This is a genomic window from Georgenia sp. G2120 (genome assembly GCF_055326485.1).
Genome location: NZ_JBUZNL010000015.1, coordinates 50,108 through 69,626, shown reverse-complemented (window position 1 = coordinate 69,626; position 19,519 = coordinate 50,108). Strand labels below are relative to the sequence as shown.

The window sequence follows — 19,519 nt, the reverse complement described above, 5'->3', positions numbered from 1 at the left end:
CGTTCCATCTCGAACCTCGTGGCAGTCCCGTGTCGACAGAAGGCTCCGTTCCTCGTACCGACGAAAGGCGATCCGCATGACGGCAAGCGAGTATCCCGGGAGCGGCGCTGCCGTCGAGCCGGCGCCCACCGCCGGTCCTGACCGGGGCGTGGCAGCGGTGGAAACTCTGGCCGTCGTGGAGAAGAGCGGCCGCGCGATCGCGTTCCACGACGTCTCCGACGGTTCGCTTCTCGAGCGCGTCGAACTCGGCCCGTATCCCCACGAGATGGTGCTCGACAGCGCCCGGCAGAATGCCTACCTCGCCCATTACGGCGTCCGCATGTCCGGCAACGTCGGACCGGGCGGAACGTGCGTCTTCGTCGTCGACCTCGCGAGGCGAGAGCTCGTGCGCACCATCGAGCTGAGCCCGTTCAACCGACTGCACGGGATTGCCATCGACGACCAGGACCGCCTCTACGTCCTCAGTGAGGAGAAGGGGGTCCTTCTGCGCATCGATGACGCCGCGCATGCCACGGCACCCTCGGGCGCGGTTGCCACGGGCGCGATCAAGGCGCACATGGTGGTGGCCAACCGCTCGGGCAGCCGGGCCTATGTAACGGGGCTCGTCTCCGGCACCGTGAGCGCGGTCGACCCCCACGACGCATCGAGGCCCCCGGTCGTCGCGGCGGTGGGGCCGCTTCCGGAGAGCTGTGCCCTGAGCGACGATGAGACGAGCCTCTTCGTGGGGGTGCGCGGCGCCAAGGAAATCGTGCAGCTCGACGCCGCGACGCTGCGGCAGGAGAAGCGAGTGGCCGTGCAGGGCGACCCCCTCCGGGTCTACGTCGTCCCCGGCGAGGAGACCCTTCTGACCACCGATATCGAGAACCGCACCGTCACCCGTTACGACGTCGATCTACGTGAGGTGCAGTCCCTGCAGTTCGACGCCGTTCCGGCGGGAATCTCGTTCCATCACTCGAAACCGATCGCGTTCGTGACGCTGCTCGACTCGAACCAGGTCGCGATGGTCGACCTCGAGTCGTTCACGACGGTCCGCACAATCTCAACCGGCCCGGAGCCCGACGTCACCGCGCTGATCTGACCGTCCCCACCAAGCGGCGAGCGACGTCACGGACCTGGTGGCGTCGCTGACCATCACCCCCCCACCCACAGCAGTCGCAGTGTTGCGACGTACCCGGAGGTAGACCCATGAAGTTCCGACTGACCGGTAGCACGCGAAAGCGCGAGGCAGCCACGATGCTGGCATGCGCGAGCGCCACCGCACTTCTCCTCGCCGCCTGCACCGGCTCCAGCTCCGACGACGGAGACAACGGATCGGGAGGTGAAGCGACCGAGCAGGTCACCCTGCGCTATGCCTTCTACGGGCCCGAGCCCTCCTTCCCCGGAGTGCAGATGAACGAGTGGGCATCTCTCATGGAGGAACGCACAGACGGGATGGTGACTGTCGAGACGTTCCCCGGTGGCACACTGCTCGGCACGGGCGACATCTATGACGGCATCACCGAAGGCGTCGTCGACGTCGGTATGGACAGCCCTCACAACGACGCGGCCCGCTTCCCGTTCAGCTCGGTGATGAACCTGCCGCTGGGCATCCCCAACTCGCAGGTCGCCAGCGCCATCTTCCTCGACCTGATCGAGGAGTTCGAACCCACCGAGTTCGACGGCTACCACCTTGTGACGGCGTTCACTACGGAACCCGCGTACGTGCTTACCACCACCGAGGTCACCGGGCTGGACGACCTCGCGCAGCTCGAGATGCGGACGCCCGGGCCGTTCATCCGCATGGCGGAGGAGCTGGGCATCACGCCTGTCAGTCTGCCCGCGCCGGAACTGGCACAGGCCCTGCAGACGAATCTCGTCGGTGGATCGCTCTCCTCGCGTGACGTCCTCAAGGACCTCAACCTGGGAGAGTTCCTGAACTACATGGTCGACTACCCCCTGGGTATCGGGGGAACCTTTGTCGCCCTCATGAGCGAGGGGGAGTACGAGGCGCTTCCCGAGGACGTGCAGTCCGAGATCGACACGCTGGTCGAAGAGATGTCGCTCTTCGCCAGCTCGTACCACGACGAGGTCAACGTGGCCGAGTCGGTCGAGTGGACCCAGACCGAGCACAGCCTGCAGATCACGGAGCTCAGCGACGCTGAGCGTGCGGAGTGGGACGCGATCATGAGCTCGCTCGGCGACGAGTGGGTCGAGGCCCACAGTGACGCCGACTTCGACGCCCAGGCTGTCCTGGACCGTACGCGTGAGCTGATCGAGGAGCACACGGGGGACGCCTCGTAGTCGTCGAGCTCAACTCCGTGGACGTGCTCCGACGTCCTGCGCACGCCGTCGCGAGCCGGCGTGGAGTCGGCGGAGGGCGTAACTGACACCGGGGCATGCGGTGACGCCTGCATCACGGCGGGACGACAATGAGACGCGCCGGCGCCGCGCCCGAGATCGGCACCTGTCGGTCGCATGTGCGCTCAAGGATTCGTCGGTGTACCCGTCCGGGGCCTGGTGGCGCCCACGCGTGACGACGCACAGTGCCAGGTGGGCCCCGTGACGCCGGTGGCCCGGTCGACAAGGAGACGATGATGACTCAGCAGCCCACCCTTCCCGCACCCGTGACGGCGCTCGTCGAGCAGCTGGAGCCGGCTGCTGGGATCTGGGTCGGCGGGCGTGGGAGCGCGGCCGCCGGCGGTAGCACCTTCGCGGTCGTGGATCCGGCGAGCACCATGGAGATCACCCGGATCTCCGACGGCGGGGAGGTGGACGCGCGGCGGGCGGTCGATGCCGCGGCGGGCGCACTGCCGGGCTGGGCCGCGACGGCACCGCGTGCCCGGGCCGATGTCCTGCACCGGGCCTTCGACCTGATGATGGAGCGGCGTGAGCTGCTGGCAGAGCTCATCGCGGTGGAGAACGGCAAGGCGATGACGGATGCGCGGGCCGAGGTCGCCTATGCGGCCGAGTTCTTCCGTTGGTACGGCGAGGAGACGGTGCGGGGCGCCGGCGAGTACACGGTCGCCCCGGCCGGTGGGGTGCGCACGGTCGTCACCCACCGACCGATCGGTGTGGCTGCTCTGGTGACGCCGTGGAACTTCCCGGCGGCGATGGCGACCCGCAAGATCGCGCCGGCGCTCGGCGCCGGCTGCACGGTGCTGCTCAAGCCCGCGTCGGAGACCCCACTGACCGCCCTGGCCATCGGCCAGATCTTGTCCGAGGCGGGACTGCCCGACGGGGTCCTGGGGATCGTCCCGACGTCGTCGGCGTCTTCGGTCGTCACGACGTGGCTCGAGGACGAGCGCGTCGCCAAGCTCTCCTTCACCGGCTCGACCGGCGTGGGCAAGCTCCTGCTCGCGCAGGCGGCGAAGCGGGTCATCAGCTCGTCGATGGAGCTCGGTGGCAACGCACCGCTCGTCGTCGGTGCGGATGCGGACGTCGACCAGGCGGTCGCGGGCGCGATGCTGGCGAAGTTCCGCAACGGAGGTCAGGCGTGCACGGCCGCCAACCGGCTCTACGTGCATGCCGACGTGGTGGAGGAGTTCACCGAGAAGTTCGGGGAGCGGGTCGCGGCACTTCGCGTGGGTCCGGCGCAGCAGGAGTCCACCGAGATCGGTCCGCTCATCAACACGAAGGCGCTCGCCGGGGTCGCCCAGCTGGTCGACGCGGCGGTCGAGGCCGGTGCCCGTGTCACGCATCGTGCCGAGCTCCCCGGCGGCCTCGAGGGCTACTTCTACGCACCCACCGTGATGCGGGACGTCCCTGCCGACTCCCCTCTCGTGCGCACCGAGATCTTCGGGCCGGTCGCGCCCATCGTCACGTGGACCGACGACGAGGAGATGCTGGCCGAGGTCAACGGCACCGAGCTGGGACTCTCGGCGTACCTGTTCTCCCGCGACCTTGGTTGGGCGATGCGCATCGCCGAGCGGTTCGAGACCGGGATGGTCGGTCTCAACCGCGGCCTCGTCTCCGACCCGGCCGCACCCTTCGGCGGCGTGAAGGAGTCCGGGCTGGGCCGCGAGGGTGGGCACGAGGGCATCCGGGAGTACCAGGAGGTCCAGTACTTCAGCATCGACTGGAGCTGACCCGGACGACCGGGCGCGGCGATGACCGACGCCGCGTGGGTCCGCCGGACGTCGTGACGGCGGAGACGACTGAGGTGAGGAATGGACGATGTGAGGCAGAGCGGTGGCGTCACCCGACCCGATGACGACGGCTGGGTCCTGCTCGCCGGCCACCTGGCCACGAGCCCCTCGGTGACGGGAGCCCTTGAGTCGGCCGGCCATGCCTGGCGTGCCCTTCCCGCCGGGACGGCGGACGAGGTGGCGCTCGGCGGAGCGATCGGCGCCATCCTCCCGCCCGCACGCGGGCTGACAACGGGCGAGCTCGCGGCAGCACCCCGGCTGCGCGCCGTCGTCAGCCCCGTCATCGGCACCGACCAGCTACCGCTGGCCGCCCTCGCCGAGCGCGGCATCCCGGTTGCGCACGGCGCGTTCCCCGAGAACGTCATCGGCATGGCGGAGGCCGCCGCCGGGCTCGTCGTCGCACTCGTGCACCGGATCAAGGCCAAGGAGGCGGCGCTCCTCGCTCAGGCCCCACCGGCCCACGTCGGTGGGCTGGTCAGTGGACGGACGATCGGGCTCATCGGCCTGGGCCGCATCGGCTCCGGCGTTGCGGAGCGGCTGGCCCCGTGGGGCTGCCGGATGGTCTCGACGAGCTCGGCAGCCGGTCGGACCCCGGGCGTCGAACCGGTGACGATGCCTGAGCTGCTGGCCGCCTCCGACGTCATCAGCGTCCAGGTCCCGCTCACCGAGACCACCCGCGGTCTCGTCGGAGCGGACGAGCTGGCAGCCATGCGTCCCGGGTCGGCGCTGGTGACGATCGGCCGCGGGGGAGTGGTCGACGAGCTCGCGCTCGCCGCCGCCCTCGACGCCGGCCACCTGTCCGGGGCGGCCGTCGATGTCTGGGAGACCGAGCCGCCGCCACCCGACCACCCGTTGCTGGGCCGGCCCGACGTCATCGCGACCGGCCACAACGTCGGCCACAGCGAGGAGAGCTACGCGCGGATGTCCCAGCTCGCCGTCGAGCAGGTCGTCGACCTGCTCGAGGGCCGCGAGCCGCTGTACCCGCTGCCGCCGGCCCGGTCCTGAGCGTCGAGGACCGCGCCTGCCCCGCGCTGCCGGCCTGCCGTCGTCGTCGGGCATCCGTCGCTGGTACCCGTTCGGGTGACTGTTCGGCCGACGTGCCAGCCATTACCTTGTGACAGAACGCAGGCGACGGCGCACGGCGTCGGCCGACGGTCAACGACCGACCGTCCACCGACCCCGGTCACTCACGCCGGGCACCGCGGACCGGCGCGTGTCCACGACGATCCGAAGGAGCATCACGTGACGATCACCGGCGCCCCTGCGCTGACCATCACTGACCTCACTGCTCAGTTCATCGGCGGCCGGTGGCGTGAGGGCAGCAGCGGCACGGAGCTGCTCAACACCGACCCCTTCAGCGGTGAGGTCCTGGCGAGCTACCCCGCCGCCTCGCTCGACGACCTTGACGCCGCCTACCGCGCAGCGGACGAGGCGCGACGTGGCTGGCGCGAGATGAACGCGTACGAGCGTCGCGGGATCTTCGAGAACGCCGTGGCGTACGTGGAGAGCCACCACGACGAGATCGTGACGATGATCCGCCAGGAGGTCGGAGGCACCGCCCTCAAGGCCAACTTCGAGATCGGCCTGGTCATCGACATACTCAAGGAGGCGGCGACCTTCCCGCTGCGCATGGAGGGCAAGATCATGCCCTCGCCGATCCCGGACCGCGAGAACTACCTGTTCCGCGAGCCCCTCGGCGTCGTCGGAGTCATCAGCCCGTTCAACTTCCCCTTCTTCCTGTCGATGAAGCCGGTCGCCACGGCGCTCGGTGCCGGCAACGCCGTCGTGCTCAAGCCGCACGAGGACACCCTCGTCACCGGTGGCACCCTGCTGGCGAAGATCTTCGAGGAGGCGGGATTGCCGGCCGGCGTGCTCAACGTCGTCGTCACCGACATCTCGACGATCGGCGACGGCTTCGTCGAGCACCCCGTCCCGCGCGCCATCGTCTTCACCGGCTCCAACGCGGTGGGCGCGCACGTGGCCGAGGTCGCCGGGCGCAACCTCAAGAAGGTGCTGCTCGAGCTCGGCGGCAACAACGCCTTCATCGTGCTCGACGACGCCGACCTCGACCTCGCCGTCGACGCCGCCGTCTTCTCCCGGTTCACCCACCAGGGCCAGATCTGCATGTCGGCGAACCGGGTGCTCGTCCAGAAGGGCATCCGCCCGGCGTTCGAGGAGAAGTACGTCGCCAAGGTCGAGTCGCTCACCGTCGGCGACCCGGGAGCGCAGGACACGATCATCGGCCCCGTCATCAACGAGCGGCAGGCCACCAACCTCGGGGGCCTCGTGCAGCGCGCCCTCGACGCCGGCGCCCGCCCGCTGGTCAAGGGCGAGGTCGACGGCACCCTCGTCCACCCGACCGTCCTGACCGACGTCACCCGCGACATGGAGGTGGCGCGCGTGGAGATGTTCGGCCCCGTCGTCGTCCTCGAGGAGTTCGACGCCGACGAGGACGCCGTGCGCATCGCCAACGACTCCGACTTCGGCCTGTCCGGCGCGGTGCACACCACCGACATCGAGCGCGGCATGCGGATCGCCCGCAACGTCGAGACCGGGATGATCCACATCAACGACGCCTCGATCCACGACGAGCCGATCATCGCGTTCGGCGGCTCGAAGCAGTCCGGGTTCGGCCGGCTCAACGGCCAGTGGAGCCTGGACGAGTTCACCGAGATGAAGTGGATCTCCGTCAACCGGGGTCGGCGCCGGTTCCCGTACTGACCGGGGTCCGGCGCCACCGATCGGTGGACGGTCCTGATCCCGACGCCGTCCCGACCTCCGTTCCGTCCACCAGTACCTGTTCGGGGACTGTCGTCCTCACGGTGAGCGGCCATACGGTGCCGAGACCTCACCACCCGCAACTTACGGCGGCGCGGGGCCACCGCGCCGCCGTACGGCAAAGGAGCCCCGCCATGACCGTCGTCGTCGGATACGTCCCCACCGATGTGGGGCGAGCCGCTCTTCGCCGTGCAGCCCACGAGGCCGAGCTGCGGGGCTGGAAGCTCATCACCGTGTACACGGACACCATCGACAGCCAGTTCGACCAGGACGAGCAGGACGCACTGGCCGCCGAGCGCAAGGTGATCACCGACCACCTCGATACGATCGGCATCGAGCACGAGATGCGCAGGTTCACAGGCAAGCCGGCCGTGCGCGGCACCGATCCCTCACTGCCGGAACGTGGGATCGATCCGGGCGAGGACATCGTGGCTGTGGCACGGGAGAGCGGTGCCCGGCTCGTCGTGCTCGGGCTGCGTCGGCGCTCGCTCGTCGGCAAGCTCCTCATGGGCTCCAACGCCCAGAAGATCATGCAGAACGCCCCGTGCGCGGTCCTCGGCGTCCACGTGGATGACGTGACCGAGTGACGGACGGAGGTCGGCCGTCACCGACCGGCCTGCTCGGCGCCTTCATCGGGATCCTCCTGGTCGCGGCGACGCTTCGGGCACTCGTCACGCCTGTCGGCCCGATCCTGGGAACGCTCGAGGAAGAGACGGGCGTCGGACCTGCTGTCCTCGGCATCCTCACCGCTCTGCCTGTGATCGGCTTCGCGGTGGTGTCGCCGCTCGTGCACTCGATGTCCGGCCGACTCGGCGTCGAACGGACGGTGGTGCTCGGGCTGGCCCTCATCGTCGGGGGAGCGGTCCTCCGCTCGGCGACGGACTCGGCCGTGACCCTGCTGGCCGGTACCACCGTGCTCAGCGCGGGGGTCGCCGTCGGCAACGTCCTGGTCCCCGTGGTCACCAAACGGTACTTCCCGTCCCGCGCCCCCGACGTCACCGGCGCCTACATGGCCGTCCAGACGATCGTGGCGGCGCTCGCCGCCGGCCTGGTCGTCCCGCTCCACGCGCAGACCGGGTCGTGGCAGGTGGCGCTCGGCGCCTGGGGCATCCCCGGGATCGCCGCCCTGCTGTTCTGGCTGCCGCGGTTGCGCACGCCGGTGGAGAGAGTGATCCGCGAGAGATCGGTGGGCGGTTCCGTGCCGCGCTCGCCCTGGCGTACCGCCGTGGGTTGGCAGGTCGCGGGCTACTTCCTGTTGCAGTCCGGCGTCTTCTACCTGACGATCAACTGGCTGCCGAGCGTGACCGTGGACCTCGGATTCTCCGAGGCTCGTGCCGGTTGGCAGGTCTCGTGGCTCATGCTCGTGTCCATCGCGGCCAACGTCGCCGTGCCCCGACTCATGAACGTCGGGGGCGACCAGCGGTTCGTCGCCGTGCTCCTTCCGCTGCTGGTCCCGCTGCCGCTCGTGGGCCTCGTCGTGGCACCGGGGGCCGACCTGCTGTGGGTCGGGATCCTCGGGCTGTCCTCGGGCGGGTCGATGGTGCTCTCGCTCAGCCTCATCAGCCTGCGCAGCGCCGATCCCGACGCGGCCGCCAGGCTCTCCTCGATGGCGCAGACGGTCGCCTACAGCGGTGTCGCCGTCGTGCTCGTGCTGGCGAGCGTGATCCGGGACGTCGCGGGCCCCGGCACCCACATCCTCTGGCTGATGGGCGCACTGGGCGCCGGCCAGCTGCTCGTCGGTCTGCTCGTCGGTCGCGACCGTACGATCGCCCGCTCCGCCCAGCGGGACCGGACCCGTCGAGAAGGAATGGACCCGTTCGGGTAACTGTGGCGGATCCCGCACGCGCCATAGCCTCGCAGGAGCAGTCCGATCCACCGCCCGCACCGGGGCCCCGTCGCACGCCGGGAGCCCGACGCGGAGCGAACGGATCGATGCCCGGTTCGACGGAGAACAAGGAGGGAGCGGCAGATGTACAGCATGCACAAGCTGCTGTGGGACATCCGGAATGTCCCCGCGGTCAACCAGCGATTCCTCGCGGACGCCGACGAGGTCCTCGACGAGTACGAGGTCGAAGGCGAGCCCCGTCGGGCTCTCAAGGAGCTCGACTTCAAGGCGATGCACGAGCTCGGCTACAACCCCTACCTCATCTACTTCTGCGCGATCCAGCTCCAGGTGGACCGCGCCGACTACTACGCCCAGATCCGGGGCGAGAAGGAGCTGTCATGACGTCGAACAACGGACGCATCGCCGGGGCGTTCACGGCCTCGCACTCACCCGGCATCACCGGCTGGCCCGAGCGCCCGGACCAGACCAAGAAGGAGAAGGTCTACGCGGCCTACGACGAGGTCCGCCGGCGTATCGACGAGATCAACCCCGACGCGATCGTCGCGGTCTCCGTCGAGCACTTCACCAACTTCAGCTTCGCCAACCTGCCTGCCTTCGCGATCGCGACCGCCGACTCCTACCTCGGCCCGGTGACCAAGGAGATGGGCGAGTTCCTCAATGTCGAGCAGCACGAGTACCCGGGCAACGGCAAGCTGGGCCGCCACATCTACGAGTTCGCCCTCAAGGCCGACTTCGACCCGGCGCTCGTCGAGGGCGGGCTCGCGTTCGACGAGAACTTCTGCGTGCCCTTCAAGCTCATCGACCCCGAGTCGAAGTACCCGCTCGTGCCGATCATCGTCAACGGCGTCAACCCGCCGTGGCCGACCGCCCGCCGCAGCTACCACTTCGGCGAGATGATCAAGGCCGCCGTCGAGGCGCAGAGCGAGGTGCAGACGGTCGTCGTCGTCGGCACGGGCGGACTCTCCCACTGGGTCGGCCTGCCGGAGTCCGGCACCGTCAACGAGGAGTTCGACCGCGACTTCATCGAGCGCATCGAGTCCGGCGACCCGGAGCAGCTCAAGTCCTATTCGCCCGAGGACATCGACGCGGCCGGCAACGGCGCGCACGAGATCCGCACCTGGATCGTCGCCGCCGGCGCCGTCGGCGGCGCGCCGTTCGACGTCCTGGCCTACGAGCCGATCCCCGAGTGGCTCACCGGCACCTCCGTGGCTGCCGCCCGGGTCTGACCCGGGCATCCGACCTGACAGCACGCACCACCCCGCGCACCCCGCGCACGACCAAGGAGTACATGTGAGCAAGCTTCCCAAGGTGACTGGCGCCGACCTCCGTGGAGTCATGGCCTACCCCCCGACGCCCGCACTGCCCGGGGCGTCCGCCGTGGACGCCGTCGACACGGTCGACGTCGACGAGACGCAGCGGATGATCCAGAACCTCATCAGGGACGGCGTCGACGCGATCGCCACCAACGGCACGCTCGGAGAGATGGCGACGCTGACCCTCGACGAGTGGAAGACGTTCGCGCAGGCCGTCGTCGAGACCGCGAAGGCCGAGAACGACAACGTGCCGATCTTCGTCGGCGCCACCACGCTGAGCACCCGCGAGACCGTCTCGCGCATGAAGTACCTCGCCGAGATCGGCGCCACCGGGACCCTCCTCGGTCGCCCGATGTGGGGCAACATGGTCGGCCCCGTGATGGAGAAGTTCTACCGCGACGTCACCGAGGCGGTCCCCGAGCTCGCCGTGGTCGTCTACGACAACACGGCGGCGTTCGGCGGCATCATCCCCCGCCCCGTCTACAAGACGCTCGTCGAGCTCCCCCAGGTCGTGGCGGTGAAGTACGCCGGCGGCGCCTCGGTCGGCTTCCGCTACCACAACGACATGGCGCACACGGGGACGAGCTTCCCGCTCATGCCGATCGAGACCGACTGGTTCCCGGCCTGGGAGATGTACGGCGAGGACCTCGTCGGCATCGCCTGGTCCTCCACGACCGCCATGGGCCCCGGCCCGGTCCTTGCCCTGCGCGACGCCCTCCAGCAGGGCCGCACGGAGGATGCCCGCTGGCTGACCGAGCGGCTGCGCTGGGCGCACGAGCCGTTCATCGTCGGACAGGACTTCTTCGAGTTCGCGAAGTACAACATCCAGCTCGAGAAGATCCGCGTCAACGGTGCGGGCTACATGAACGTCGGCGAGAGCCGCGTGCCCTACACGGACGACTTCGTCCCCGAGGAGCACGTCCGCACCACCCAGGAGCACGTCAAGCGCTACCTCCAGATCGGCAAGGAGATCGAGGAGCGCCTGGGCGTGCCGCTGACCAAGCAGCCCACCAAGTAGGTGATGACATGACGACGGATTCGGTCGGCACGGACATCGAGGAGGTCCTGGAGCAGATCCGCACCGGGGTCCCCGAAGGACGACTGCCGTCCTACGTGTACAACGACCAGCAGATCTTCGACCTGGAGCAGGACAGAGTCTTCGCCAAGTCGTGGTGCTTCCTCGCGCACGAGACCGAGATCCCGAAGAACGGTGACTACGTCACGCGCTACATCGGGAACAACAACATCATCGTGGCGCGGGACGAGAAGGGCGAGATCCACGCGAGCTTCAACATGTGCCGGCACCGCGGCAACATGATGTGCAAGTCGGAGATGGGCAATGCGTCCCACTTCCGGTGCTCGTACCACGGCTGGGTGTACAAGAACTCCGGTCAGCTCATCGGCGTGCCCTACATGAAGGAGGGGTACGAGGGTCGGCTCAAGCGCAAGGAGTGGGGGCTGCTCCCCGTGCGTATCGAGACGTACGCGGGCCTGATCTTCGGATGCCTCGACCCCGACGTCGAGCCGCTCGAGGACTACCTCGGTGACTTCACCTTCTACCTCGACTTCTTCCTCAAGCAAGGGGTCGCAGGCAGCGAGGTGCACGGTCCGCCGGACCACTGGATCACCGAGACCGACTGGAAGATCGCGGCCGAGAACTTCGCGGGCGACGGCTACCACACGCCCGTGGCCCACCAGTTCGGCTTCAACCTTGGGTACTTTCCGTCCTCGGGTGCCACCCACTCGCAGGGGTGGGCGGCCAGCATCCCTGGCAAGGGACACGGGATCGGGCTCGGCCACTCGCCGAACTTCCCGCCCTTCGCCGGCTTCCCCGACGAGGTCGTGGAGAGCATGAAGAACGCGTGGACCGACGAGCAGATCGAGGTCTTCTCCCAGGTGCGCACCGGGGTAGGGACGATCTTCCCCAACCTCTCCTTCCTCATGCAGCCGTTCAGCCTCATCCCCGGCGAGGCCGGGGTCAGGTTCACGACGATGCGGCTCTACCACCCCATCGGTCCGGGCAGGACCGAGATGTACTCGTGGTGCCTCGTCCCCAAGGACGCGCCCCAGGCGTACAAGGACGAGGCATACCGGTGCTACACCCTGGCCTTCGCCCAGGCAGGCACGTTCGAGCAGGACGACCTCGAGAACTGGGCGCGGGTCACCCGGTCGGCGAAGTCGTCCATCCTGCGGCAGCGGAACGTGGAGTTCCCCTACATCATGGGGATGGAGTCGGAGCCTGACCCGGAGTTCGCGGGACCCGGCCATGTCGTCACGCCCTACGTCAACGACACCAACTTCAGGAACTTGTGGAGTCGGTGGTCGGACTACCTGACCGGACGGGCGTGGTCCAGGTGAACGCAGATGTCGAAGCTGGCAGGACACGCGTGGGGCCCGACACCGTGTTCGCGATCCAGGACTTCCTCAACCGTGAGGCCCTGGCACTCGACGAGCGGCGGTACCGGGACTGGCTGGAGTACCTCGCCGAGGACATCCGGTACGAGGTGCCCCTCCGGGTGACCCGGGAGGGGCTGGCGGAGTGGGAGGTCTCGCCGACTGCGCGGATCTTCGACGACGACAAGCAGACCCTGACGATCCGTGTCGAGCGCCTCGAGACGGACTTCGCCTGGGCCGAGCAGCCGCCGTCTCGGACCCGGCACTACGTGACGGGCATCGTCGTCGACCCGGGGGAGGTCGACGGCGAGTACCTGGTGCGGTCGAACTGCCTCATCTACCGGAGCCGGGGGGACAGCCCCGACCCGAACCTGTACTCGGTCGCACGCACCGACACGGTGCGGCGCACCGGGGACACGTTCGAGATCTCCCGGCGCTGGGCAGTCATCGACCAGTCGGTCATCAACGCACACAACCTCTCGATCTTCATCTGAGGGGAGGAGAGACATGAGCGAGAACCAGGGCACGCCCGACGCCGAGAACCCCGAGACCGGGGAGATGCTCGAGTATCCGCGCGACGGCGGGAACGACGGTCCGATCATCATCGCCAACGAGTTCGCCGACGTGGTGGTTCGCAAGGTCGAGACCCGCAACGGCATGCGGCTCGAGATCTGGTCGCCCAAGCGTGGCACCGCCGTCCGCTACGACGCGGTGGCACTGGACTGCCTGAGCTACCAGGAACCGGAGTTCATCACGTCGCTGCTGGCCCGGAACCCGGGAGCATGACACAGACCGCGACCGGACCCGCTGTCCTCGTGACGGGCGGCGGGTCCGGGATCGGTCGTGGGGTGACCGACCGATTCGTGGCCGACGGTGCGCGGGTCACCGTGCTCGAGCGGTCCGAGTCCAACGCCGCGAGGCTGCGGCAGGACCACGGTGACGCGGTACGCGTCGTGGTGGGTGACGCGGCGGACGCGGACACCGTCTCTCGCGCCGTGGACGAAGCCGGCGTGGACGGCGGTCTCGACCACCTCACCTGCTGCGTCGGAGTGTTCGACCAGTACGCCTCGATCCGTGAGCTGGACGCTGCCGCGCTGGAGCAGGCCGCCGTCGAGATCTGGCGCCTCAACGTCCTGACGACGCTGCTCGCGGTCAACGCCGCCTACCCGGCGCTGAGGGCACGCAGGGGTTCCGTCACCCTCACGTTGTCGGAGTCCGCGTTCCACCCCGTCGGTGGCGGCGTGCTGTACGGCAGCTCGAAGTGGGCGCTGCGCGGCGTCGTCGCCCACCTCGCCGCGGATCTTGCCCCCGAGGTCCGCGTCAACGGCGTCGCCCCGGGCGGCACCGGCGGCACGAGGTTCGGCGGGCTATCGACCCTCGACCAGACGTCGACGGCCGACCAGGACGCGAGCCGCGACGCGCGGATCGCCGCCGGCACGCTGCTGGGGCGCACGCCCACGCCGGCGGACCACGCCGGCGCCTATTCCTACCTCGCCGATGCCGCGCAGTCCGGCATCGTCACGGGGATCGTCATCAACACCGACGGTGGACGGAGACACTGACCATGAGTGCACACGGCAGGACACTGGTGTCCGAGGTCGTCGGCCAGACGCTCGCCGAGCTCGGCGTCTCACACGTCTTCGGCGTGGTCGGCAGCGGCAACTTCGAGGCGACCGAGGCGCTCGTCCGTGCCGGAGCGAGCTTCGTCGGCACCCGTCACGAGTCGGCCGCCACCGGCGCGGCCGACGCCTACTGGCGCACGAGCGGCGCGATCGCGGTGTGCACCGTCCACCAGGGTCCTGGACTGACCAACACGCTGACGGCCCTTGCCGATGCCGCCAAGGCACGGTCGGCACTCGTCGTCATCGCCGGTGCCACGTCGGCCGGCGCGACCCGGTCGAACTTCTACATCGACCAGGCGCGGCTCGTCGAGGCCGCAGGTGGGGTCGCCGAGCGCATCTACGGAGCCGCCACCGTCGCCCAGGACGTTCGCCGCGCCTACCGTCGCGCCCTGGTCGAGCGGCGGCCGGTCGTGCTCGACATGCCCCTCGACGTCCAGGGCGAGGTGATCGTGGGCCCCCTGCCGCCCTCGGCTCCCGTCGCACCGCTGCCGCGCACGGTCCCGGCAGCAGACTCTCTCGACGCGCTGGCCCGCGCCGTGCGCGCCGCGTCCCGACCGGTCATCGTCGCCGGCCGCGGCGCGTGGCAGTCCGGCGGGACAGAGCAGATCACCGATCTCGCCGAAGCCATCGGCGCGGCACTGGCGACGACCGCGCTCGCGAAGGGCATGTTCGCCGGTCACGCCCGGGACGTCGGCATCGCAGGAGGCTTCTCGGACCAGCCCGCCGTCGAGGCGCTCGAGAGCGCCGACCTCATCCTTGCGCTCGGCGCGTCCCTCACCACATGGACCACGCGCGGGGACACGATCTTCGACCACGCTCCCACCGTCGTCCAGGTCGACGACGACCCCGTGTCGCTGTCGCTCAACGACCACGTCGACCTCGAGGTGCTCGGCGACGTCCGCGAGACCGTGTCGGCGCTGCTCGAGACTCTGCGCGCGGAGGGAGCAGCGGCGACCGTCGTGGAGCCAGAACCCCGCGGGCTTCAGGAGCGCGAGGTCGATGCCGACGAGACCGCAGGCGCAGGGGACCGTGCGACCGACCGGCGCTGTCATCCGGGGGACATCACCTGCGCACTGGACGAGATCCTGCCCGCCGCGCGCACGCTGGTCGTCGACGGTGGGCACTTCATCGGGTGGCCGGTCCGGTGCATCGGAGTCCCCGACCCGGCCGGCTTCGTCTTCTCCAGCGCGGGCTTCCAGTCGATCGGACTCGGGATCGGTGCGGCGATCGGTGCCGCCGTCGCCCGCACCGACCGGCTCACGGTGCTCGCGGCAGGCGATGGCGGACTGCTCATGTCTCTTCCCGAGCTCGAGACCTTGTCGCGGCTCGACCACCCCGTCGCCGTCATCATCTACAACGACGCGGCCTACGGCGCCGAGGTCCATCACTTCCGCCGACTCGGGTCCGGCCTCGACCTCGTCCAGTTCCCCGAGACGGACTTCGCCTCCGTCGCTGCCACGCTCGGCCTGCGCAGCTCCGTGGTGCGCGGCACCGATGATCTCGCCGACTTCCGTTCCTGGTGCGGCGAACCGAACGGCGCCTACGTCCTCGACCTGCGCATCGATCCCGACGTCGTCGGCCCATGGGCGGAACAGGACTTCCTCGGGCACTGAGATCCGGTGCCGACGGAGCCGGCCGCACCCCATGCGGTCGACGCACCGGCACCTCCCACCCGCGACGACGAGGAGCAACTCACCGTGACCATTCGACGAGACGTCCGTGGCATCGACATCCACACGCACGTCATGCGATCGATCGGGCAGGAGGACACCCGGCTCAACCCCGCGGAGGAGGCGATCGCTGCGACCTTCCGAGGCGGGAGGTTCCTCGACCTCCTGGAGATGGCCGAGTACTACCGGCAGCGCAACCTCGCCCTCGTCGCCTTCACCGTCGACGACCGCACCCGTTCCGGGCAGCCCCCCGGAGTGTCTGCGGAGGAGATCGCGCTCGCCGTGGTGGAGCACGGTCTGGACGACGTCGTCATACCGTTCACCTCGGTCGACCCGCACCGAGGGGTCGAGGCTCTGCGGGATGTCGAGCGGCACGTGCGTGAGCTCGGCTGCCGCGGTGTCAAGCTGCACCCGAGCCAGCAGGGCTTCTACCCCGACGATCGCCAGTTCTACCCGCTGTACGAGACAATCACCGAGCTCGGCGTACCGATCATCGTCCACTCGGGGCAGACCGCGGTGGGCCGTGGTCAGCGGGGCGGGGGAGGGATCCGGCTGAAGTACTCCGACCCCATGAGACTCGACGACGTCGCGGTCGACCACCCGGATCTTGACATCGTCATCGCACACCCCTCCTTCCCGTGGCAGGACGAGGCGATCGCGGTCGCCCTCCACAAGCCCAACGTCTACATCGACCTCTCGGGCTGGGCGCCGAAGTACTTCCCCCCGCAGCTCGTCCGGTACGCCCGCACACAGCTTCAGGACAAGGTCCTGTTCGGCTCGGACTACCCGGCGATCACCCCGGACCGGTGGTTCGACGAGTTTGCGGCGTACGAACTGCCCGAGGACGTCTTCGACAAGATCGTGCGGCGCAATGCCGCGCGGCTGCTCGGTCTCGAGCTCGGCACGGACTGATGACTCCGCCCGTGCCGGCCAATCATGTCCCGTTGGACCTTTGACGAGAGAAAGTACCCGGTCGGGGCACATTCGCCACTGGCTTACCGAACTACCTTCAACTGCACCCCACAACGAGGTCGGGGCTGTCCACCTGAGGAGCACCGCATGAACGTTCGCCGTCGAACGACAGTGATCGCCGTAGCCATGCTCGGCTCCGGAGCTCTTGGCGCCTGCACCGGTAGCGGCGGCGGGAACGAGGGGTCCGGTGGCGAGGGAGGGGTCACCACCCTCCAGTACGCCTTCTTCGGTCCGGCGGGCTCGCACGCGGGCCAGCAGATGGAGGAGTGGGCCACCCTCGTCGAGGAGCGGACCGAGGGCCGTGTCGAGGTCGAGACGTTCCCGGGCGGCACGCTGCTCGGCGCCGGTGACATCTACGACGGTGTCACCGAGGGCGTCGTCGACGTGGGGCTCGACTCCCCGCACAACGACGCCTCGCGCTTCCCGCTCAGCTCCGTCCTCACCGTCCCGCTCGGGATCCCCGACGGTCGGGTCGGCAGCGCCGTCTACTACGACCTGATCGAGGAGTTCGAGCCGACCGAGTTCGACGGCTACCACGTCGTCACCGCCTTCACCGCCGAGCCGTCCTTCATCCAGTCCGTGTCGACCATCGAGTCGTACACCGACATGGCCGGCGCCGAGATGCGGGTGTCCGGGGCGACGGTCCCGCTCGCCGAGGCACTGGGCTACGTCCCGGTCGGTATGCCCATCCCGGAGGTCGCCGAGGCGCTCCAGACCAACGTCGTCGACGGTTACATCTCCTCGCGAGACGTGCTCCGTGACTTCGGGCTCGCCGAGTCGATCTCGACCGTCATCGAGTACCCCTTCGGCCTGGCCGGCACCTTCGTCGCCGTCATGGATCAGGAGGACTTCGACGCGCTGTCCGATCAGGACCAGGCGGTCATCGACGAGCTCAGCGCCGAGATGTCCCAGTTCGCGGCCGCCTACCAGGACGACGAGAGCGTCGCCGGCGCGATCGAGCACGCCGAGACCGAGTACGACGTGCAGTTCATCGAACCCACCGAGGAGGACGCGGCCGCCTTCGACGAGATCACGAGCCAGGTGCAGCAGGAATGGGTCGAGGCCCACGCGGGTGCCGACTTCGACGCCCAGGCGGTCCTCGACCGAGCGCTCGAGCTCGTGGCCGAGCACAGCGCGCAGCAGTAGTTCGACCTCCCACCATCCGTCACGTCCCTCGACGTCCCGAAGGAGCACATCATGAAGCGCAAGACCCTGAGCGCCACCCTTGCCGTCAGCGCCACCGCTCTGGTCCTCGCCGCCTGCACCGGTAGCGGCGGGGGCGGCGATGCCGCAGGCGGCGAGGACGAGGCGATCACGCTGTCGTACGCCTTCTTCGCCCCCGCCGCGTCGTTCCCCTCGATCCAGATGGAGGAGTGGGCGACCCAGATGAACGAGCGCACCGACGGTCAGGTCATTGTCGAGACCTTCCCCGGTGGCACCCTCCTCAGCGCCGGAGACATCTACGACGGCGTCAGTCAGGGCGTCGTCGACGTCGGGCTGGACTCTCCCGCCTACGACACGGAACGGTTCGCATTCTCCTCGGTCATCAACCAGCCGATCGGCATGGAGAACGCCCAGGTCGCCAGCGCGACCTTCCTCGATCTCCTTCTCGAGTACGAGCCCGCGGAGTTCGAGGACTACGTCATCATCACCGCCTTCACCACGGAGCCGGCCTACATCCAGTCCGAGAACCCGATCACCACCGCGGCCGACTTCGAAGGGGTGAGCCTGCGCAGCTCCGGTGCGGCCGTGCCCACCCTCGAGGCGTTCGGGGCCAACCCGGTCGGGCTGTCGATGGCCGACGTCGCCGAGAACCTGCAGACCGGTGTGGTCGACGGGTACATCTCCTCGCGCGAGGTCATGCGCGACTTCTCGCTCGCTGAGATGGTCAGCTACGTCACCGACTACCCGTTCGGCGTGTCCAACAGCTTCGTCGCCGTCATGGACCGTGAGGCTTTCGACGCCCTGCCTCAGGACGTCCAGGACACCATCCTCGAGCTGCGCGAGGAGATGAGCGTCTTTGCGTCCGAGCTTCACGACGGGGACAACGTCGCCGAGTCGCTGACGTTCGCCGAGGAGGAGCACGGCGTCGAGTTCGTCGACGTGGACGAGGCCGAGGCCGCCGAGTGGGACGAGATCATGAGCGGGCTGGCCGACGACTGGGTGGCAGCCAACGAGGGCGCGGACTTCGACGCCCAGGAGGTCCTCGACCGTATGCGCGAGCTGGCCGACGAGCACGCGGCCGAGCACGGAGAGGGCTGACCGCGATGAACGCCTTCGTCCTCCTCACCGAGCGGGTCAGTCGTGTCCTCGCCTGGGGCGCCGGCCTCGGGGTGGTCGCGATGCTTGCCGTCATCATCGGCAACTACGTGCTCCGACTCTTCGGCCAGCCGCTCGCGGGAACGTTCGAGCTCGTCTCGTTGTGCTCGATCATCGTCGGTGCACTGGCCCTGGGCGAGGCCCAGGTCTACAAGGCCCACGTCGCCATCGACATCGTCACCGTGCGGCTGCCCAAGAAGGTGCAGCTCGTCGTCGGAGCGATCGTGACGGTTGCCTCGATCGCGCTGATGGTCCAGGTCGTGCTCGCCCTGACCATCTACTCCTCGAACATGACCGCCTCGGGCGCGTCGACCGACTTCCTCAAGCTCCCGATCGGCGCGATCGTCTGGATCCTCGTCGTCGGCTTCGGCGGGCTCGTCCTCGCGCTGCTCGGCGACCTCGGGCGCGTCGTTCGCGCCTGGCGCGACCGCAGCCCCGAGCTGGACATCTGGTGAACCGCGGGCCAGGTCCCGCGTCCCAC

Annotated in this window: 19 protein-coding genes; all 19 read left to right on the top strand. The window is 69.0% G+C overall.

Features of this window, described 5'->3' with window-relative positions; translation table 11 throughout:
* The first annotated feature begins 76 nt into the window (after positions 1-76).
* The 19 genes from ACZLMO_RS14500 (at position 77) to ACZLMO_RS14410 (ending at position 19,493) form a co-directional block, all read left to right on the top strand.
* Entirely contained in the window at positions 77-1,078 is a 1,002-nt protein-coding gene (locus ACZLMO_RS14500; protein ID WP_463654126.1) for a YncE family protein, read from the top strand.
* Between the two features lie 107 nt (positions 1,079-1,185).
* Positions 1,186-2,280: a TRAP transporter substrate-binding protein DctP gene (gene dctP, locus ACZLMO_RS14495; protein ID WP_463654125.1), complete on the top strand. Its 1,095-nt coding sequence runs from the start codon at positions 1,186-1,188 to the stop codon at positions 2,278-2,280.
* 293 nt (positions 2,281-2,573) lie between these two features.
* Positions 2,574-4,064 (top strand): NAD-dependent succinate-semialdehyde dehydrogenase, encoded by a 1,491-nt coding sequence (locus ACZLMO_RS14490; protein ID WP_463654124.1) that lies wholly within the window; start codon positions 2,574-2,576, stop codon positions 4,062-4,064.
* Positions 4,065-4,145: 81 nt separating this feature from the next.
* Positions 4,146-5,129 carry an NAD(P)-dependent oxidoreductase gene (locus ACZLMO_RS14485; RefSeq protein ID WP_463654123.1) on the top strand — a complete coding sequence of 328 codons (984 nt, stop codon included), beginning with the start codon at positions 4,146-4,148 and terminating at the stop codon, positions 5,127-5,129.
* A 237-nt stretch (positions 5,130-5,366) separates the two neighbouring features.
* On the top strand, positions 5,367-6,845 hold the full coding sequence (locus ACZLMO_RS14480) for an aldehyde dehydrogenase family protein (protein WP_463654122.1): 1,479 nt from the start codon (positions 5,367-5,369) through the stop codon (positions 6,843-6,845).
* Positions 6,846-7,036: 191 nt separating this feature from the next.
* Entirely contained in the window at positions 7,037-7,489 is a 453-nt protein-coding gene (locus tag ACZLMO_RS14475; RefSeq protein WP_425713121.1) for a universal stress protein, read from the top strand.
* Positions 7,486-8,727 (top strand): MFS transporter, encoded by a 1,242-nt coding sequence (locus ACZLMO_RS14470; protein WP_425713122.1) that lies wholly within the window; start codon positions 7,486-7,488, stop codon positions 8,725-8,727. The genes ACZLMO_RS14475 and ACZLMO_RS14470 overlap by 4 nt, the downstream gene beginning before the upstream one ends.
* Positions 8,728-8,871: 144 nt before the next feature.
* A complete protein-coding gene (locus tag ACZLMO_RS14465; protein WP_425713123.1) occupies positions 8,872-9,129 on the top strand; it encodes a hypothetical protein in 258 nt (85 codons plus the stop codon).
* A complete protein-coding gene (locus ACZLMO_RS14460) occupies positions 9,126-9,974 on the top strand; it encodes a DODA-type extradiol aromatic ring-opening family dioxygenase (RefSeq protein WP_425713124.1) in 849 nt (282 codons plus the stop codon). The genes ACZLMO_RS14465 and ACZLMO_RS14460 overlap by 4 nt, the downstream gene beginning before the upstream one ends.
* Before the next feature lie 64 nt (positions 9,975-10,038).
* Entirely contained in the window at positions 10,039-11,079 is a 1,041-nt protein-coding gene (locus ACZLMO_RS14455; protein WP_425713125.1) for a dihydrodipicolinate synthase family protein, read from the top strand.
* Between the two features lie 8 nt (positions 11,080-11,087).
* The gene (locus ACZLMO_RS14450; RefSeq protein ID WP_425713126.1) at positions 11,088-12,419 is read left to right on the top strand and encodes an aromatic ring-hydroxylating oxygenase subunit alpha; all 1,332 of its coding nucleotides are present in this window, start codon (positions 11,088-11,090) and stop codon (positions 12,417-12,419) included.
* A gap of 29 nt (positions 12,420-12,448) precedes the next feature.
* Positions 12,449-12,949: an aromatic-ring-hydroxylating dioxygenase subunit beta gene (locus ACZLMO_RS14445; protein WP_425713127.1), complete on the top strand. Its 501-nt coding sequence runs from the start codon at positions 12,449-12,451 to the stop codon at positions 12,947-12,949.
* Between the two features lie 13 nt (positions 12,950-12,962).
* Positions 12,963-13,241: a hypothetical protein gene (locus ACZLMO_RS14440; protein ID WP_425713128.1), complete on the top strand. Its 279-nt coding sequence runs from the start codon at positions 12,963-12,965 to the stop codon at positions 13,239-13,241.
* A complete protein-coding gene (locus ACZLMO_RS14435) occupies positions 13,238-14,017 on the top strand; it encodes an SDR family NAD(P)-dependent oxidoreductase (RefSeq protein WP_425713129.1) in 780 nt (259 codons plus the stop codon). The genes ACZLMO_RS14440 and ACZLMO_RS14435 overlap by 4 nt, the downstream gene beginning before the upstream one ends.
* A 2-nt stretch (positions 14,018-14,019) precedes the next feature.
* Positions 14,020-15,690, top strand: coding sequence for a thiamine pyrophosphate-binding protein (locus ACZLMO_RS14430; protein WP_425713130.1), 1,671 nt, complete (start codon positions 14,020-14,022; stop codon positions 15,688-15,690).
* 84 nt (positions 15,691-15,774) lie between these two features.
* Positions 15,775-16,659, top strand: a complete 885-nt coding sequence (locus tag ACZLMO_RS14425) for an amidohydrolase family protein (protein ID WP_425713131.1) — start codon at positions 15,775-15,777, stop codon at positions 16,657-16,659.
* Positions 16,660-16,806: 147 nt separating this feature from the next.
* On the top strand, positions 16,807-17,865 hold the full coding sequence (locus tag ACZLMO_RS14420; RefSeq protein ID WP_425713132.1) for a TRAP transporter substrate-binding protein: 1,059 nt from the start codon (positions 16,807-16,809) through the stop codon (positions 17,863-17,865).
* A gap of 51 nt (positions 17,866-17,916) precedes the next feature.
* On the top strand, positions 17,917-18,981 hold the full coding sequence (locus ACZLMO_RS14415; RefSeq protein WP_425713133.1) for a TRAP transporter substrate-binding protein: 1,065 nt from the start codon (positions 17,917-17,919) through the stop codon (positions 18,979-18,981).
* Between the two features lie 5 nt (positions 18,982-18,986).
* Positions 18,987-19,493, top strand: a complete 507-nt coding sequence (locus tag ACZLMO_RS14410; RefSeq protein WP_425713134.1) for a TRAP transporter small permease — start codon at positions 18,987-18,989, stop codon at positions 19,491-19,493.
* The last annotated feature ends 26 nt before the right edge of the window (positions 19,494-19,519 follow it).

Excerpts from the sequence above, each read along its gene's own strand:
- ACZLMO_RS14460 (WP_425713124.1), top strand. The coding sequence starts at position 9,126 with ATGACGTCGAACAACGGACGCATCGCCGGGGCGTTCACGGCCTCGCAC.
- ACZLMO_RS14410 (WP_425713134.1), top strand. The coding sequence starts at position 18,987 with ATGAACGCCTTCGTCCTCCTCACCGAGCGGGTCAGTCGTGTCCTCGCC.
- ACZLMO_RS14465 (WP_425713123.1), top strand. The coding sequence starts at position 8,872 with ATGTACAGCATGCACAAGCTGCTGTGGGACATCCGGAATGTCCCCGCG.
- ACZLMO_RS14475 (WP_425713121.1), top strand. The coding sequence starts at position 7,037 with ATGACCGTCGTCGTCGGATACGTCCCCACCGATGTGGGGCGAGCCGCT.
- ACZLMO_RS14450 (WP_425713126.1), top strand. The coding sequence starts at position 11,088 with ATGACGACGGATTCGGTCGGCACGGACATCGAGGAGGTCCTGGAGCAG.
- ACZLMO_RS14415 (WP_425713133.1), top strand. The coding sequence starts at position 17,917 with ATGAAGCGCAAGACCCTGAGCGCCACCCTTGCCGTCAGCGCCACCGCT.
- dctP (WP_463654125.1), top strand. The coding sequence starts at position 1,186 with ATGAAGTTCCGACTGACCGGTAGCACGCGAAAGCGCGAGGCAGCCACG.
- ACZLMO_RS14420 (WP_425713132.1), top strand. The coding sequence starts at position 16,807 with ATGAACGTTCGCCGTCGAACGACAGTGATCGCCGTAGCCATGCTCGGC.
- ACZLMO_RS14440 (WP_425713128.1), top strand. The coding sequence starts at position 12,963 with ATGAGCGAGAACCAGGGCACGCCCGACGCCGAGAACCCCGAGACCGGG.
- ACZLMO_RS14490 (WP_463654124.1), top strand. The coding sequence starts at position 2,574 with ATGACTCAGCAGCCCACCCTTCCCGCACCCGTGACGGCGCTCGTCGAG.
- ACZLMO_RS14485 (WP_463654123.1), top strand. The coding sequence starts at position 4,146 with ATGGACGATGTGAGGCAGAGCGGTGGCGTCACCCGACCCGATGACGAC.
- ACZLMO_RS14500 (WP_463654126.1), top strand. The coding sequence starts at position 77 with ATGACGGCAAGCGAGTATCCCGGGAGCGGCGCTGCCGTCGAGCCGGCG.
- ACZLMO_RS14430 (WP_425713130.1), top strand. The coding sequence starts at position 14,020 with ATGAGTGCACACGGCAGGACACTGGTGTCCGAGGTCGTCGGCCAGACG.
- ACZLMO_RS14435 (WP_425713129.1), top strand. The coding sequence starts at position 13,238 with ATGACACAGACCGCGACCGGACCCGCTGTCCTCGTGACGGGCGGCGGG.